The organism is Oxyplasma meridianum, assembly GCF_038024865.1.
GTDB lineage: Archaea > Thermoplasmatota > Thermoplasmata > Thermoplasmatales > Thermoplasmataceae > Oxyplasma > Oxyplasma meridianum.
Genome location: NZ_CP133772.1, coordinates 1,027,717 through 1,044,210, shown reverse-complemented (window position 1 = coordinate 1,044,210; position 16,494 = coordinate 1,027,717). Strand labels below are relative to the sequence as shown.

Genomic DNA, 16,494 nt, shown 5'->3' with positions numbered 1-16,494 from the left:
CCATGAATTATTAATATATTGTCTTACCGATGGAGAAAGATCATCCATTATATTTAAGAATAAAACCGAGAATTGTTAACAACATTATAAAACAGATACCAAATATATAAGCATAAAGATTTTAATAATACACGGAGATAAAATGTCGGTGAAAAAAAATGGCGTTTATCGATGATCTGGCAATGGAGCTATTTACCCTCTCCTTAGTGGGGGTAATTTCCATCTACATGACGGCGAAGGTATACCTGGAATACAGAAAAAAGGGTACGGCAAATCTTGAAGAGTATCTCAAGCCTGGCATATTCCCTCTTGGGATACTGGGTGTTGTTATCCTGATAATGGGATTTTATGGGGAAATGACATGGCCCCTACCCGGGAGTTATAATATCCTGTTCGGTGACCCTTTTATGTTTATTGGTATGATACTCATAATGATGGTGTTGGCCATATGGTTCAAGCAGAAACTTCAATATGTTGGAATCCTCGCATTTTTTGCAGGTATAATAGCGATTTACTATGGTGCTAATGCGTATCTAGATAAGATGACATCAAGTCCAATCGCAATGCTTGGCCTTTACATAGCTTTTGGTCTGACCGGGATATTTACGTTTCCAACAACTCTCATATACGACATGCTTCCGGGCAAGGAAAAAGCCTCAAAAACCTGGACCGCGGTACTGGTTATATTCTGGATTGGACTTATCGTCTCGGCTGTGCTAGCAGCAATAACAGCAATAGAGGCAGTCCCACAGCATTTACTTGTCCCTCCATAATTCTTTTAAAACCTTTAAAACTTAATACATTTTTTTTAAGACTACACAAATCAAATTGTTTTATATTGTTGATATTGATTAAGCCAAGCTAGAACCGGAAATTCGTTATGTCAAAATGTGATCTTTGTGAAAAGGAACTTGGAAAGAACGAGTACTCCCTTGGGGGCAGAAATTATCATTTCAGCTGCGGTTATGAGACAGCGTTTGCACTAAAGGAAGCGGCTGTAAATTATGCCTTCAAGATGAACAGTTTCGTTGCACTTGGCATATCCTTGGTTAACAGAGAATTTCTCCTGAATCTCTTCTCAAACAATTTCAGGGAAAATGAAACAATAAGCGCAACGTTTAATGTTGGGCTCTGGAGGACAAATTCACCGAGTATAATAATAAAGCCGCCTGAATCACCAAAATTTACCAAAATAAGGCCGGTTCAGGGTGGTGTTTCAATTGGAAATGTTAATTTCCCGGTTGCAGGAACAATCGGGGGCGTTGTAATAATCGAAAATGAATTCTGCATACTTTCATCAGGAAGGGCCCTTGCTCCGGAAAATTTTGAATTAAGGGATGAGGTTTCCCAGGACGCTTTCTTCGACGGAGGAAACGAGAAGGATATAATAGGTTTTCTTAGCTCTACAGCACTTCCGGTAAAGGGAAACTCCAATACAATGGACTGTGCTGTGGCAGTTGTTTATGAGGACGTTGGAGTTGCAGGCAGGATAGTGAGAATTGGAAACATAGGTAACACTGCTGAACCATTGCTTGGAATGAAGGTCATGAAAAGGGGGAGGACAACAGATACAACTCAGGGCGTCATAATATGTACAGATGCTACTGTATCAGTTATATACCCTGATGGAGAACGTATCTTCCGGGACCAGTTCATAGTTGCAAGAGAGAAGTCCAACTTTGCACTTCAAGGCGATGAGGGTTCATTCGTACTGAATGAAAATAAGGACGTGGTTGGAATAATACTCGCCTCTTCAAATGATATAACAGTTGTATCGCCAATTGAACCAGTCCTTGAAAGATTTGGTGCAAGACTATTGAGGGTATGATAATGTGTCAGAGGCAAGTTGTGATGGCTTTTTGGACTGATTTTCAGTAAGGATCAGATATGATCGTAAAATTTTATAAAAATGATAATAACTAATTCTGCATTAACGGACTCTATTAAAAACTTCTTTTCAATAAATATATAAAGGGCCAGCCTAAATTAAAAAAAGATGGGGGTTAAATATTACTCAAAAAATGAGTCCATATCTGGCATCGGTGTTTTGGGATCGTGTTCCTTCATGGTATTATAGATGGCGTTGAGTGCTTTGAATATATCCTCTCTGCTCACCCACCCCATATGTCCTATCCTGAAATATTTCCCCTTCAGATCAGGATGGACACCTACCGCAAATTCAACTCCAAATTTAAGGGCATTCTTTACGAAGAGGTCAGCATCCATGTCCTTAAGCAAAACACCTGTTACAGTACTGCTTTCATAACCTTCCTGGGCAACTATTCCGAGGCCCATTGATTTAATACCACGCCTCAGGGATCTGGATAATTTTTTATGTCTCTCAACCCTTTTTTCCATGGTCTCATCTCTAATCCTTGCGAAAGCATTCCTGAGTGAAAAGACAACACCTATTGGAGGTGTGGCAAAATAACCACCATTTCCCTCAATGGATGTCTCCATCACAGGCTTCCAGTTCATAAGGTTAGTAAAGTATCCGGATATATTTTCATCTGAGTAATCTTGAAAAAGTTTCTTCTTAACCACAAGTATTCCGGCACCTGGAGGGGCACCAATAGCTTTCTGCGAGGCGGTAATGTATATGTCAATATCCCATTCAGAAGTTTTTACCAACTCTCCTCCTACGCTTGCAACCCCATCTACCACAATAATGTCGCAGTGTTCCCTAAATATTTTGGCATATTTCTCTATGGGGAATTTGACTCCGGTACTGGTTTCAACATGGGTCGATATGATCATTTTGTAATGTTTCCTGTTCAGAGATCCCATGATGTCTTCATGAGAGACGCAATACCCTGCATGGGATTTTAAAATAGTCAGTTCCACATCATATCTGCTGAATATCCCCTCCCAGCGGTTTCCAAAAACACCATTGCTTATAACCAGGATTTTATCCTTTCTCTGCAGAAATGTGGTTACTGATTCCATGGCAATTGTTCCGCTGCCTGGAATTATGAAGGGCAGGTAGCTGTCATCGCATCCCATTACATAATTGATCCCCTTTAGAGCTTCGCTCATTGCAGACTTGAATTTTTCTGACGCGAAACCCTGATCAGGGCAGACACCGGCCAGCTGTACATCATAATCTCCTATGGATGGACCCACATGCATTAATGTAGTTTTAACCATTATTATATATTTAATTCTACTATTTACGAATATTCAACACTGAATGTTGCTTAATTTATGAAAGCTATGAAGTTTATGCGCCATAATATGGTAAACGGTACAGGAGATATTGTCTCGGGAATTTAGTTTCATGGCTGATCCGAATCTTATGGTCAATTGCTTTAAAGATTCATGGATCAAGATTTTTCAAAATTCAAATTATGCCGGAAATGATAAACAGTCAAATAATTGTTCAGCCTAAAAATTACCTTCAATCGATGGGAATTAACAATAAGAAGTATTTATAGAGGGAATATCATCAGGTTCAAATGGTTCAGGTCAAGCTTAAGGGAAGGATTGAGAGCCTCTATAAGGTAAGGACAGTCTTTGCCTTTGCGTTTATAATTACTTTTCTGACCAGCAACCAGTACATAAAGTTCTACTACTTTCCAGATGTTTCAAAAAGATTTGTCATATTCTTTTCACAGACCTCTCTACTTGGTGTTTATGCCAGTCTTATAGGTCTGCTTTTAGCTGCTTACGCAGTTCTAATAACAATGATCCCCAATTTCTCTTCTGACAGCCTTAAACAACCTATTTTTGGTCAGGTTAACAGGCTTTTTCTTTACACAATTCTAAACGGAATAATATTAATGATAATCGACTTCACAAATGGAATTATACCAGACAACAGTATTCCCCTTTTCCTTGACATTGAAATTTTCTTCTTCATTTCGCTACTTTCCGGACTGATTTTCTGCGTCCTTGCTCTTTCAGATCTATTTGGAATCGTAAGGCGTAAAGGCGAAAGATAGCCTTCACGTTATATTTACCACAGAGATTCAGATCCTCCTCATGGAGAACTATTTTTCCAGTTGAATTCGAATTAAGAGATGCTGTTGAAATCTGGAAATGTGAAATTGAGGGAGTAGAAATCAATTTTTCATACTCCATTTAAAGGGAGAAACAGGGGATAAGAGGATCCAGGTGGTGGAAACTGCCGTTCCAGTGTTTCGGCAAGGACACACAATATGGAATTTTACTGCATAACTCTAGGGTCAAAGCAACTGTACTGATCTGTAAGGTAATTGAACTGTTCCTTTCCGCAAACAGGACAATCAGGGTTCCTGCGAGTTTTGATCTTTTCCAATCTCATGTCCCAGGCATCAAGGAAATGTATATCGCCTGAAACATCTTCGCCTTTAAGTATCCTCAGTCCAAGTACATATGCAAGGGATGCGACGGTGGAGGGAACAGAATTCAGGACTCCTATCTGGGAACATGTCTGCGGAGATCCTTCGGCATTTGGCATGAAGCATGCATAACAGGAGGTCTTTCCTGGAACTATGGCCTTAAATTCACCATATGTCTCAATGGCCGATGAAAATATCCATGGCTTTCCCGTTTTTACGCTTATGTCGTTTATAATCCTCCTGGTAGTAATATTATCAGTTCCATCAAATATGAGATCAAATTCTCCTGCGTGTGATATTGCAAATCTGGAATCGAATACTGTGTCATAAGTTGTAACATTAACATCAGGATTGATTCTATTCAGGTATTCAGAGGTTGCTGAGACTTTTTTTCTGCCTATGTCACCCATGAAATACATCTGTCTCTGAATATTGGAAATGCTCACAGTATCTTGGTCAACAATGGAAAGATCTGAAACTCCCGATTCTGCAAAAAGTCTGGCTGCAGTGCTTCCTGTGCCTCCAAGTCCAACCACCATTACCCTGCTCCTGGATATCCTTTCCAGATCATCATGAGTGAATCGGCTAAGAACGAGATGCCTTGCATGAAACAGATAATCCATGATGGTCAATTCCTATATGTTAAAAGATTTAACTCATTTTTATACAGGTAATCACTCAAGGAAAAGTTCTTCATTAATTTTGTAGTGCCTGTAATTTTCCTTCAGGATTTTCAAACCCTCATTTCCAAATTTCTTAAGAATATTATGAAATTTGTCCAGTGTCTTCTCAGAAGCTGCAATGTAATAGGTCTCATCCAAAACCGGCATAAAATCTAATCTGTATCTTGAGGCAGTGTCACGATTACCCATGCCGGCCTGAATCATTCCATTTCGCACTGCGAGAGCAATCCCTTTGAGATTGGGGTATTCTACCCTTGAAATATCCACCATGGTTTGAGAATTCAGTTTATTTATGCAAGTTTCTATAATATTCTCAGGATATGTTCCGCTTTCCGGGATTCCAAGAACAATTTCACCTATTTCCTCCCCATCATTATGGCGGATATTTTTTCCTTCCCTGAAAACAATTCCCAATTCTGAAGAGAAAATCCTCAATAATTTATATCTCCTTTCATTTTCTTTAGGGTCTTTTGATGCAGATTTCAATCTCATCCCCATTAAATTTGCTGATCCCGCCTCAAGGCACATCAACCCCTCCTCCTGTGAGGTTCTGTATGATGAAAAATATTTCCTGGAAATGCTGAATATTGTATCCATAATAGGATCAATATGGCCTACCAGCACTCCAGCTGATAAATGCGGGCTTTCATTTAAGGATAGGACAGTAACATTTTCTCCCGCTTTAAGATATCTTTCGCTGGAATTTACCCTTAAGATGCCATCACTTTTCAGTATTCTGGATAAGGATCCGGACTCCCCTGTCAACGGGAATGCGTAAAGACGGTCTGAACCGTAGAGTATGGTGGGAATGAAATTGCTGCTTCCTCTCTTTATAGCAGTTCCTATTGCAAGCTGGGCACCTAATTCTTCGTATAATATTGGGAAGTGTGCTATTTCAAGAAGTTTCTTCAGAAATATCTGGGTAAATGAGATGAATGCAGAGACGGGAAAACCAGGGAGTCCAATCATAAAATTTTTTCCGTTTACGGCAAAGAATGTAGGTTTCCCCGGTTTCATATCCACTCCATGGAATATTATCCCTGGAGAATATCTGGAGGCAATTTTACCTATGTAATCCATCTCACCAGCCGATGATCCCCCTGTTGTCACAACAATAAGATTGTCATGAAATGCCTTCTCCAAAACTTTTACTGTTTCATCCTCACTATCTGGAACGATACCATATGAAGTGGTAAGGAAGACATTATATTTTTTCAATATTGCACTGATAAAGGTACTGTTTCCTTCGTATGACTGTCCGGGCTTAAGTTCATCTCCTGGATTTACAAGTTCGTTTCCTGATGATAGAACACCAATCCTGACTCTGCAAAATACACTGACATTTTGAATACCCAGAATAGTTAAAGTTCCCATCTCCTTCTCAGTAATCATTTTAAATTTGTTTAAGACAAGGTCTCCTGTAAGAACATCAGATCCAGCTTTTGCTATATTGCTAAATTTTTTCAGTTTTCCAGGAAAAGTTACAACGTCGCCTGTAACCTTTACGTCCTCAATCCTGTAAACTGCATCGAAACCTTCTGGAATAACTGAACCTGTTGAAATCTGAATGCAAACTCCCTTTTCATACCTGGTGGTTGGACTGATGCCTATATCAATCCTACCCCCAATTTTCAAGCTGTTATTTTCCGAATTCTGTGATGACAAATCAGAAAGCCTGACTGCAAAGCCATCCACCTCCGATCTATCAAATGGTGGATTGTCCATACCAGAGTATACGTCCTCGGAGCTTATTCTTCCATAAGCTTCGGTGATGGGAATAGTCTCGGTATCTTCAATGGGCTTAAGGTACCTGTCAATCCTTTCAAATGCCTCTTTAACACTTATGAGACTTTTGGATGAATACATTTTACCATTCTCCTTTATAGGCTTCAAGAAAGTCTCCTTTTTTATAAATATGCTTACCTTCAGCGATGACGATATACGCATTCCCGGCAAGAAGGGCAGATATTTTTCCGGAGATCTTGCCAGGTAGAGGATTGATCCTGTACCCATTTTCATCCTTTTCCACCATTGCAATATAGATGGTTGTATTCGAAGGATTGGAGGAAATTTGGGCTTCAAGAGTTCCAGGTATTTTATTGTCCTCTCTATATCCTGTCATAATCTCCACAAAAAGATTTATGAAATGAATCAGGGAGATGAGAGCGGCAACCGGAAGACCTGAAATAGAAAATACGGGTATACCATCCATATCATACAGAGTAATGGTTTTTCCTGGCTTTATTCTCACACCATTAAAAACTGGCTTTGAAATTTTATCCAAAGCTTTCCTTACCAGATCATGATCGCTTTTTCCACTCCCTCCTGTAATAACTATAATGTCTGAATCCCTAGAACATTCAACCACTCTATTCTTTATCTCCTCGACATCATCTTTGCATATACCTCTTCCAATTCCTACCATATAATTCTTATTCAGCCAGTTAACGAGAAGGGGTTGTGTGGAATCTGGGATTTTTCCAGAGATTCCGGATCCATAAAGCTCATCTCCAGTTGATATTACAGAAATCCTGATCTTTTTGAAGACATTTACGGTTTTAATCATGCACTCTGATAAGGCGGATATATGGGCTGGGCGTATGATCTCCCCACTTTTCAGGATGAGATTATCTTTTCTGAAATCCTCACCCACCTCAACTATATTTTCCCCTTTCTTGAACATTCTTCCTATCTTTATGATGTTACCATGTCTCTTCGCGTCTTCATATTTTATGACACAATCGGCATGGGCAGGAATTTCTCCACCAGTGAATATTTCAACACATTCATCATGGTTTTCAAGCTTGATTTCAGTCTTTCCGGCAGTTACTCTTCCAACTATCCTCAGAGGTATGGGAAACTTTTCTGTTGAATCAAAAATAACAGAATCAATGGCGTATCCATCCATTGCACTCTTTCTGTAAGAAGGATAATCAATAGGCGATGTAACATTTTCAGCTGAAATCAACCCACTGGATTTCCCCGCGAAAACCCTTACGCTATTAATTTTTTTCCATGGGGTCTCGCTGAAAAGCTTAAGGGCAGATACAAAGGAAACATTATCTATATCTGTATTTGGAATATGTGCTGGACCGCCTTTACCCAAAATATTGTAAAGATTCTTAAGTTTGAAGAGATCATCCGGATAATCCAGGTCTTCCAGCATTCTGCAGTCATCAAGTTCAACGGTTTTCAGATCATTTTTATACTTTTCAAACAGCCCTCTCCCTCCGCTGTCCCCACTAATCTCCATCAGATCCTTATAATACCTGATGGAAAATATAGCAGGATTGCGTATTTCATTGTCGCAGGAAGTTGCAACAATGCCATATTCCGAGGATTCGAACTCATTTATAACATCCTTCAGATGCTTAACTGTTACAAGAGGCTGATCTCCAGGTATCATCATAACACCGTCGCTGTTCTCGAAAGCCGATCTTATTCCTATTTTTACAGATTCTGACATCCCACTCTGTGGATGTGGGTTTTCAAGTATTATAAATTCTCCTGGAATAATGGACTTGATCATTTGGTCGTTTTCTCTTACAACTATATATTTTTTGAAAAAAGGTATAACCGCAACTTTTTCAAACAAAATTTCTATGATTTTTTTGCCGCCTATCTCTTCTAAAAGTTTTGGTCTTCCAAAGCGACTTGATAAACCTGCAGCAAAAATAACCAAAGATATTTTCTTCATCTGGCATTTCCTAAATTGATTCCAGCGCTTTTTTGAACTCTTCAATAATATTCATGGCATATTTTTCTGCCTGGCTTTTTATTATCCTGGATCCAAGTGTTGCAAGAGTCCCCCTGATGTTAAGGGTCAATTTCCATTTCACATCTGTACCCGCATCTTCAGGTGTATGATTCACCTGGATGCTAAAGTCCACAGAACCACCCTTCCCAGAACCAGCTCCAGTTATCTTAATTGAATCCTCTTTAATTTCCTCAAGTGAAATCCTGATGTCGAATTTACCCTTAATAAAGGATACCCCGGCTTTGGCGGTAAATCTTGCATTTGTGCTGTCTACAACTTCCTGAGACTCCTTATCCGGCATTATTGAAAGAATCTTGTTGATATCAGAGAGGAACGCAGCAACCTTTGAGTCACTTTTGTCAACTTTGAAAGTTCCATCCATGTCCATAGGACAAAAATACCTGGTCTGTAAAAAATATTGCTATACAGTCCTCTCCATTGTTATGTCGCCTGTAAATATTTTTCCAGTAGTGGATACTTATACGAAATTAGTAAACAATTTACGTTAATATATAATAACCTATTTCAGCCTATTTCTTAACAATAAGATTAAAAAGATTAAATTAGGTAGACGGTATTACCAAGAGTCTTTGAAAAAGACAAGAGTGATAACAATGGTAGAAGATTTGGATCCGTTTGATATAGCATTGAAACAGCTGAACAAGGCTGCAAAAGTTATAAATCTGGACAAGCAAGCCCTGGAGTTGCTGAGTTCACCAAAGCAGATTCTGCAGGTGAGTATACCGGTTAAGATGGATAATGGAGAAACTAAAGTTTTCACAGGATTCAGGGTGCATTATAATACCGCAAGAGGGCCAGGCAAGGGAGGAATAAGATTCCACCCGGATGAAACATTGTCCACAGTTAAGGCTTTATCTGCATGGATGACATGGAAAACAGCTATAACAAACCTTCCGTTGGGAGGTGCAAAGGGTGGGGTCATATGTGATCCCAAGAAACTAAGCACCGGGGAACTTGAAAGACTGAGTAGAGGATACATAAGGGCCATTGCAGAATTTATCGGACCGGAAATAGATGTTCCCGCACCTGATGTGTATACAACACCACAGATAATGGCCTGGATGATGGATGAGTATGAAACAATTGTAAGGCACTCAGCACCAGGCATCATAACTGGAAAGCCACTTGAAACATGGGGATCACTTGGTAGAGGAGATGCCACTGCAAGAGGAGGATTGTTTGTTCTAAGAGAAGCTGCAAAAATGAGGAACATAGACCTCTCAAAGGCAACCATCGCAATACAGGGTTTTGGGAATGCCGGTCAGTTTGCACACAAACTAGTTAAGGAACTTTTCGGGTCAAAGGTAGTTGCAATATCAGACACAAAAACTGGAATATATTCAGAATCAGGAATCGATTTTGAAAAGCTCCTTGAACACAAGAAGAAAACGGGTTCTGTTAAAGACTTCCCTGGAACAAAGAACATTAGCAATCAGGAACTTCTTGAACTTAAGGTTGACGTACTGATACCTGCTGCAATTGAGAATCAGCTCACAACTGCAAATGCAGATAAGGTCAAAGCCAAGGTGATTCTGGAGCTTGCAAATGGGCCAACAACACCAGATGCAGATGAGATATTCTACAAGAAAAATGTTCTTTTGCTTCCAGACTTCCTTTCAAACGCCGGAGGTGTAACAGTGTCTTACTTTGAATGGGTTCAGAACCAGACAGGAGATTACTGGACAGAGAAGGAAGTTTACGAAAAGCTGGACAAGAAGATGACTCAGGCCACGCATGACGTACTGGATGCCTCAGAGAAGTACAAAGTTGATCCAAGAACTGCTGCATACATAGTATCAATTAAAAGAGTGGCAGATGCAATGAAACTCAGGGGAATGTACTAATACCCCTTAATTTTATTTTCTCTAAAAAAACTAAAGGTCAGAAATTATTATTATGGAATAATATATCCTCCACATAAGGCGGGTATAGTGTAGTGGTTATCACAGGGGCTTCCCAAGCCCTTAACTCGGGTTCAAATCCCGGTACCCGCATTTTTGTATAAGATTCGTAATTTTTTGGATTAAACTTTTTTCAAATGCACATATGCAGGGATAATGTGTATAGATGATATTTCAGGTAATTGCCATCAAAAAGATTTGAAAAATTTTTTTAAGCAAAAGAATCTTCTTTAAGCTATTTTAGGGAAAAAATAGGGCATACAGATTATGTTGCAACTTTTAGTACCTTGATCATTATTATTACCTGAGATAAGATAGCAGGCGAAATTTTAATGATGGGTGAAGATGATCATTTTCTTGAGGTAGGGGATGGATTCCATGTAATCGATTTAGATTTTACATATTCTAATATAAACAGGATGCATAAAAGCTACAAATCCAGGAATCACCTTAATTAGGTTGGGAAAGTGCCAGTTGAAAAAAGTAAGGGTTCAAGAGGTTTTTCATTGAATTAATCTCCTCATGTGAAAAAGACATTAGATGCGGAAACTGAAATTAATCAGATTGGAAATCATAACAGTGCAATGATCCCTGCAGATTGAAGGCTATATCACTTTTACAAAGACAGGAAAACAAAAGTATTGCCAGGTGGAAAGGGCATTACCCCAATCAAAAGGTCTGACTTCTTTTAAGAAATGTTTACAGAATGCCATCACATATACACTAAGGAAGTCTGTGAAAAAACATGGGAATGCCAGTAATTCAATACTTTCCGTGGCAGAATACTTAAAAAAAGTTATAAACATAACTGTATTAAGATCTGCAAAGTTTAGGCTGGCCATGAAATGGAGGGGATTTATGCCCATGGGCATCACTCCCTATCATGTGCCAGATCTTGAAGAGAAAAGGATAAAGCGGATGAGGTGGTTGAAATAGGTAGCTTCCTGCCAAACAGAGAGAAAAACCAAGCCCTCTTTCCAGAAGAGGGGTGGATAAGGGCAATTCCATTTTTGATTCTGGCATTTACAATGGCCATGCTTTTATTGGGAATCCCAATCTCTAATTCATCTTCTCTTTACCAGCACATATACATTTACACCTATGGGTAAGGTGAGATATTCCTTATAATTTTATTCTTACTTTTATTCAGGAAATCCAGGGTACAGGTTATCAGTATGAATAAAATTGGTACGGCGAACAAACCAAAGTAATTGCAGAAATTCATGTTCATACCAGGAAGGATTAATCAAAGTACTTTCAGGTGGCATCCTTCATTATTTTAATAAGGGCTTTCTGCTGTTTCTTGAATTGCTGGAAGGATATCGACATGCTTGAATGCATTTAGATCAGAAGATAATCTGTCCTTTATACTTGGCTATTTGAGATCACAGATGCATAAAGTTACCTGTCATCCTGACTTTTTCCATTCTGTCTCACGGTTTTCATAATATTTCAGCTTTTGCAAATAGATTTCCCCTCACTTTTGTTAAACCCAATTTTTTAGAAAAGTGCAAACATTGAATTCTATTATTTCAACTAATCTTTTTAAATGGTTGATTCCATATCTATTTACCAAAAAACAGTACCATTATACTGTAGAGATATGAAAAAAGCCCCAATTTTAGATTTTATGTTTAAGAAATTCTCAATTCCTTAACATCATTTTCAGATCTTCATTCTTCTTCAACTTGGCAAGCTTGGGACTAATTACATAGTGGCAATAGGGGGCATCAGAGTTTCTTTTGTAATAATTGTTGTGATATTCTTCTGATGGGTAGAAATCACGAAATTCCTCAATCTGTGTAACAATTGGTTTTTTAAAAATTCTTTTTTCTGTCAACTCTTTTATTGCCATCTCTGCAATTGCTTTCTGTTCTTGATTAACATAGAATATGGCAGATCTGTATTGAGTACCAACATCATTTCCCTGTCTGTTAAGAGTGGTGGGATCGTGAGTGGAGAAGAAAACATCTAGAATCTCCTTGAACGATATGACTGATGGATCATACCTTATTCTAACAGTTTCAGCATGTCCAGTTTTTCCAGTACAAACTTCCTCGTAAGACGGGTTAGGAGTCTTTCCTCCAGAATATCCTGACTGTATTTCAATTACACCCTTAATCTGCTGAAATACTGCTTCTGTGCACCAGAAACATCCGCTTGCCAGATAGGCAGTCTCAGTATGATCACTCAATTTTATCCCCCTCTGGAACGAATAACATGGAAATTGAGTTAACGCAGTGCCTTACATTCTTCTGAGTTAATCTTTCTCCAAAAAATACATGTCCCAAATGTGCTCCGCATCTGCTGCACTGAATTTCAGTTCTCATGCCGTCTCTGTCAGGCAATCTTTTCACCGACCCCTCAATCTCCTGATCAAAGCTTGGCCAGCCGCATCCTGCATCAAATTTAGAATCTGATCTGTAAAGCGGTAACCCGCAACGCCTGCAAACGTATGTGCCCTTTTCAAAGAAATTGTCATATTCACCTGTAAATGGTCTCTCTGTGCCTTTTCCAACTATGATTTTTTCTTCCCTTGGTGTGAGAGTTCTATATTCCATAACAATAAGATGCAAATTGATTATTTAAATTTGAATTAAGAAAATTTTTATGATATGCAAAGTGTCCGGGAATTAATAAAACTCCTGATCCTGGGATGGAGATACAGGTACATTTCCAAATTACGCCATCCCTTAAGACTGACATGCCCGCATAAATATGATGTATAAATCCAATAGATTCCCAATCTATCACAATGATGATGAGAAAGCATTCATTGAGAAACATATTGGATCCTGAAGGTTTGTATGGAACATCTAAAACAATAAAAAACGAAAAATGAAAAATATAAAATATAGATTACTAAAAAATAACATTAAAATAATTTCTGTGCTTCAAAGACTTCATGCTTTGTTGGAGGATTTACCTTCTTAAGCAGGTCCTTCATGTCGTTTGCGCTGGGGACTTCCCAGTTGCATACTGCACGGTTTTCCTCGCCTATTACGTTTATTGATTTCAGAGTAAACCCTTCCGGAAGCTTGCTGTTTTTTGCCATATCTACTATGCTTCCCACTACTTTGAAAGCCTCATCTTTATTATGTTCTCTCCATCTGTGTTCAACAATTACGTTTACCATGTTTTATCACCAATTACATATCAAATGGCAAGATATATATTTATAACCGGTCTGGATGGGTTATAATGTATGAGGTTGAATTCTTATTAAAAAACTCTTATCCCTTCTGCGCGGTATCTGAAAAATTTCCAGATGTAACGTTTTACCGCTGGTGCAATTCCAGCATTGATTACCTGGAATTTTACGGACAGAACTCCGATATAGAAAAAATTTTAAACCTTATTCCAGAGATTGAGAACATACTCCACACAACTGCGATTTACAAGTTAAGGAACGGCCCTCAGCTTACAGTTATGCTTGCCTGCAGGTGCAGCATAGAAAACTCCACCATCAGGATGGCGGAATCAAGCAATTGCCTATGGCAGGCCCCAGTGGAATATAAAAAAGGGAGGGAATACCTACATGTGATATCCATCAGGGACGAGTACTTAAGTTCCTTATACGAGAATCTTGTTAAAATAGGAGATGCTGAAATCTTAAAGAAAAGTACGTTTTCCCCCAATTCTTTGAGAGATACATACACAATATCCATATCCTCGCTTTTTGAGAATATGACGGCCAAACAGATAACATATTTCACTGACGCTCTATATTCTGGTTACTATTCAATTCCAAAAAGAGTCACAATTCAGGAGCTTGCAGGAAGATACCACCTCTCAGAATCAACAATGGAGGAACACCTCAACAAGGCCAAAACAAAGATACTTCATTCACTAAAGCCGTATATCTCTCTTTTCAGGAAGCAACAGGAGACAAATAATAAATGATGTAAACAGTTTTCCTAATAGTGGATCACAGGTTCAAAACCTGAATATCTGGATTAAAGGTGTCTGATGTCATATTAAAATTTCCATCAAGGAGAAATTCCAGGTTAAAATATGTGGTTGTCCTGGCTGGTATGTCGAAATTTCCTGCAACTTCAGCATATTTTCTATTAAGATTTATATGCACAGGAGTTTCATTCACTACTGCTGTTGCCGAAGTTATGTTTAATCTTATCATCGTATAGTCCCCTTCAATAAGGGAAATGTTTCCAAAGGAATATTTATGTGGCGTTATGTAATCCAAAAGATCAATATGTACAGATCCTGTGGAATAGTTTGTCCATAAAGAGTAGTTTGAACTTCTCAGATCAATTGCTGTTATTGTTATATTAAGAGACTTTGCACTGTAATTAGAGCTTGTATTAGAGCTGTTTATTGAAACGTCAACTTGGCCATTGCTGTTTTCTATCTCATAGTAGCTGTATGCAACAAACCCTACTATGACAAGAACCACTGCCAGAAAAGCAGCTATCTGAACTATCTTCACTATTTAGAGGAATTCAAACCACTCCTAAAACCTTTTGCAGATTCCAAGTTATATGAAAAATTATAATGTTACACAGGATGTCCTGCGGGATCATTAGAAGGGGAGCGTAAAATAGGTGGGAAATAAACAGGGGGATTTTTCGACCAAAAGCATGAATCAAAGCAAGAAGAAGAACATATCTATTGTTAAAGGATCAATAAAAGACACTGACAAAAATGTTATGGACAGGAATTATCTAATAAATGCTTTGAACGAAATGCTTTCTGCAAACCATCTTAATAGTATTGTTGAAAAATCCAACCTGTTGATTGGGGATCTTGATGGATTAACCGAGGAAAATCTCATCCTGACAGGAGGATCAGAAGAACCCATGGTTATGAGTAAGGAATCTCTGGTTTCTCAGTTAATGCAGATCAGGGATTCCATCACTATTGAAAGATCAAAATATTATATAAAGAGACTTAAAAGGGGAATAACGGAGGTTCGATGGGGAAAGATTAACGACCTTAACCTGAACAAGTGGAAAGAATATGATGACATTCTTACCGACAGCTTGTGGATCTTTGACCGGAGAGACAAATCTGGCAACCACAATGCCGGTTACTGGGGCAATTTCATTCCACAGATACCAAATCAGTTTATCAGGAGATACACAAAGAAGAATGAGTGGGTTCTTGATCCATTTCTTGGAAGCGGGACCACTCTCATGGAGTGTATGAGGCTTGAAAGGAATGGAGTAGGCATCGAACTTTCTGCTAAAGTAGCTGATATAGCCAGGGCAAATATAGAAAAGGATGGATCAGAAAATGGATCCAGTAGGGAAATACTGGTTGGCGACAGCGGAAATCCTGATATTTTATTGGAACTAAAGAGAAGAGGTATTGGTTCAGTACAGTTGATAATCATGCACCCTCCCTACTGGGATATTATAAAATTCAGTGAGGACAGCAATGATCTCTCTGGGGCAAAATCTGTGGAAAATTTTCTTCATATGTTTGGAAACATAGTAGAAAATACCTATAAAATACTGGACAAAGGACGATATCTTGTTCTGGTGATGGGAGACAAATATGCAAAGGGAGAATGGATACCCCTTGGATTCTATGCAATGAATGAAGTTATGAAAAGAGGGTACAGCCTTAAATCAATAGTTGTTAAAAATTTCAATGCCACTAAAGGAAAGAGAGTACAGGAAGATCTCTGGAGGTACAGGGCATTAGTTGGAGGCTTCTATGTATTTAAGCATGAATATATATTTCTTTTCAGGAAGAATAGAACTGCTGGAAGAAGAAATTAGAAATGTTGAAAGAAAGGTTCTTATGATCCAATAAATCTCTTTCATAAACAGATCATCCTCGCATTCTTA

The 16,494-nt window shown here is 38.6% G+C and carries 17 protein-coding genes and 1 tRNA gene; 9 read left to right on the top strand and 9 right to left on the bottom strand.

Annotated elements, in window-relative coordinates:
• Positions 1 to 158: 158 nt before the first annotated feature.
• Complete coding sequence (locus tag OXIME_RS05445) at positions 159 to 773, top strand: DUF981 family protein (protein WP_393970837.1); 615 nt, start codon at positions 159 to 161, stop codon at positions 771 to 773.
• Between the two features lie 107 nt (positions 774 to 880).
• The gene (locus tag OXIME_RS05440) at positions 881 to 1,828 is read left to right on the top strand and encodes a hypothetical protein (protein ID WP_393970836.1); all 948 of its coding nucleotides are present in this window, start codon (positions 881 to 883) and stop codon (positions 1,826 to 1,828) included.
• Positions 1,829 to 2,010: 182 nt separating this feature from the next.
• Here the strand turns inward: OXIME_RS05440 and OXIME_RS05435 are convergent, their stop codons facing one another.
• Positions 2,011 to 3,147, bottom strand: coding sequence for a pyridoxal-phosphate-dependent aminotransferase family protein (locus tag OXIME_RS05435; RefSeq protein WP_393970835.1), 1,137 nt, complete (start codon positions 3,145 to 3,147; stop codon positions 2,011 to 2,013).
• A 308-nt stretch (positions 3,148 to 3,455) separates the two neighbouring features.
• Between OXIME_RS05435 and OXIME_RS05430 the strand changes: the two genes are divergently transcribed.
• Positions 3,456 to 3,941, top strand: coding sequence for a hypothetical protein (locus tag OXIME_RS05430; protein WP_393970834.1), 486 nt, complete (start codon positions 3,456 to 3,458; stop codon positions 3,939 to 3,941).
• Between the two features lie 224 nt (positions 3,942 to 4,165).
• Here OXIME_RS05430 and OXIME_RS05425 read toward each other — a convergent pair whose 3' ends face one another.
• From OXIME_RS05425 to OXIME_RS05410, 4 genes are read right to left on the bottom strand one after another with little or no spacing between them, the layout of a single operon-like run.
• On the bottom strand, positions 4,166 to 4,942 hold the full coding sequence (locus OXIME_RS05425) for a HesA/MoeB/ThiF family protein (RefSeq protein WP_393970833.1): 777 nt from the start codon (positions 4,940 to 4,942) through the stop codon (positions 4,166 to 4,168).
• Between the two features lie 51 nt (positions 4,943 to 4,993).
• Positions 4,994 to 6,868 (bottom strand): molybdopterin-binding protein, encoded by a 1,875-nt coding sequence (locus tag OXIME_RS05420; protein WP_393972255.1) that lies wholly within the window; start codon positions 6,866 to 6,868, stop codon positions 4,994 to 4,996.
• A 1-nt stretch (position 6,869) separates the two neighbouring features.
• Positions 6,870 to 8,699 (bottom strand): NTP transferase domain-containing protein, encoded by a 1,830-nt coding sequence (locus OXIME_RS05415; RefSeq protein ID WP_393970832.1) that lies wholly within the window; start codon positions 8,697 to 8,699, stop codon positions 6,870 to 6,872.
• Positions 8,700 to 8,709: 10 nt separating this feature from the next.
• Positions 8,710 to 9,147: a carbon monoxide dehydrogenase subunit G gene (locus tag OXIME_RS05410; protein WP_393970831.1), complete on the bottom strand. Its 438-nt coding sequence runs from the start codon at positions 9,145 to 9,147 to the stop codon at positions 8,710 to 8,712.
• Between the two features lie 226 nt (positions 9,148 to 9,373).
• Here OXIME_RS05410 and OXIME_RS05405 point away from each other — a divergent pair, with 226 nt between their 5' ends.
• From OXIME_RS05405 to OXIME_RS05390, 4 genes are all read left to right on the top strand, one after another.
• The gene (locus OXIME_RS05405; protein ID WP_393970830.1) at positions 9,374 to 10,624 is read left to right on the top strand and encodes a Glu/Leu/Phe/Val dehydrogenase; all 1,251 of its coding nucleotides are present in this window, start codon (positions 9,374 to 9,376) and stop codon (positions 10,622 to 10,624) included.
• A gap of 78 nt (positions 10,625 to 10,702) precedes the next feature.
• Positions 10,703 to 10,774: transfer RNA gene (locus OXIME_RS05400), tRNA-Gly, on the top strand.
• Between the two features lie 642 nt (positions 10,775 to 11,416).
• On the top strand, positions 11,417 to 11,617 hold the full coding sequence (locus OXIME_RS05395) for a hypothetical protein (protein ID WP_393970829.1): 201 nt from the start codon (positions 11,417 to 11,419) through the stop codon (positions 11,615 to 11,617).
• On the top strand, positions 11,605 to 11,790 hold the full coding sequence (locus tag OXIME_RS05390) for a hypothetical protein (protein ID WP_393970828.1): 186 nt from the start codon (positions 11,605 to 11,607) through the stop codon (positions 11,788 to 11,790). The genes OXIME_RS05395 and OXIME_RS05390 overlap by 13 nt, the downstream gene beginning before the upstream one ends.
• A gap of 536 nt (positions 11,791 to 12,326) precedes the next feature.
• Here OXIME_RS05390 and msrA read toward each other — a convergent pair.
• From msrA to OXIME_RS05375, 3 genes are all read right to left on the bottom strand, one after another.
• A complete protein-coding gene (msrA, locus tag OXIME_RS05385; protein WP_393970827.1) occupies positions 12,327 to 12,875 on the bottom strand; it encodes a peptide-methionine (S)-S-oxide reductase MsrA in 549 nt (182 codons plus the stop codon).
• Positions 12,868 to 13,242, bottom strand: coding sequence for a methionine-R-sulfoxide reductase (locus tag OXIME_RS05380; RefSeq protein ID WP_393970826.1), 375 nt, complete (start codon positions 13,240 to 13,242; stop codon positions 12,868 to 12,870). Before OXIME_RS05380 ends, msrA begins: the two co-directional genes overlap by 8 nt.
• 314 nt (positions 13,243 to 13,556) lie before the next feature.
• Positions 13,557 to 13,817 (bottom strand): hypothetical protein, encoded by a 261-nt coding sequence (locus tag OXIME_RS05375; protein WP_393970825.1) that lies wholly within the window; start codon positions 13,815 to 13,817, stop codon positions 13,557 to 13,559.
• Between the two features lie 65 nt (positions 13,818 to 13,882).
• Between OXIME_RS05375 and OXIME_RS05370 the strand changes: the two genes are divergently transcribed.
• Positions 13,883 to 14,584 carry a helix-turn-helix domain-containing protein gene (locus tag OXIME_RS05370; protein ID WP_393970824.1) on the top strand — a complete coding sequence of 234 codons (702 nt, stop codon included), beginning with the start codon at positions 13,883 to 13,885 and terminating at the stop codon, positions 14,582 to 14,584.
• 25 nt (positions 14,585 to 14,609) lie between these two features.
• Here OXIME_RS05370 and OXIME_RS05365 read toward each other — a convergent pair whose 3' ends face one another.
• Positions 14,610 to 15,128 carry a DUF4382 domain-containing protein gene (locus tag OXIME_RS05365; RefSeq protein WP_393970823.1) on the bottom strand — a complete coding sequence of 173 codons (519 nt, stop codon included), beginning with the start codon at positions 15,126 to 15,128 and terminating at the stop codon, positions 14,610 to 14,612.
• A gap of 115 nt (positions 15,129 to 15,243) precedes the next feature.
• On the opposite strand from OXIME_RS05365, the gene OXIME_RS05360 reads away from it, so the two are divergent.
• On the top strand, positions 15,244 to 16,425 hold the full coding sequence (locus tag OXIME_RS05360; RefSeq protein WP_393970822.1) for a DNA methyltransferase: 1,182 nt from the start codon (positions 15,244 to 15,246) through the stop codon (positions 16,423 to 16,425).
• Positions 16,426 to 16,494: the final 69 nt, after the last annotated feature.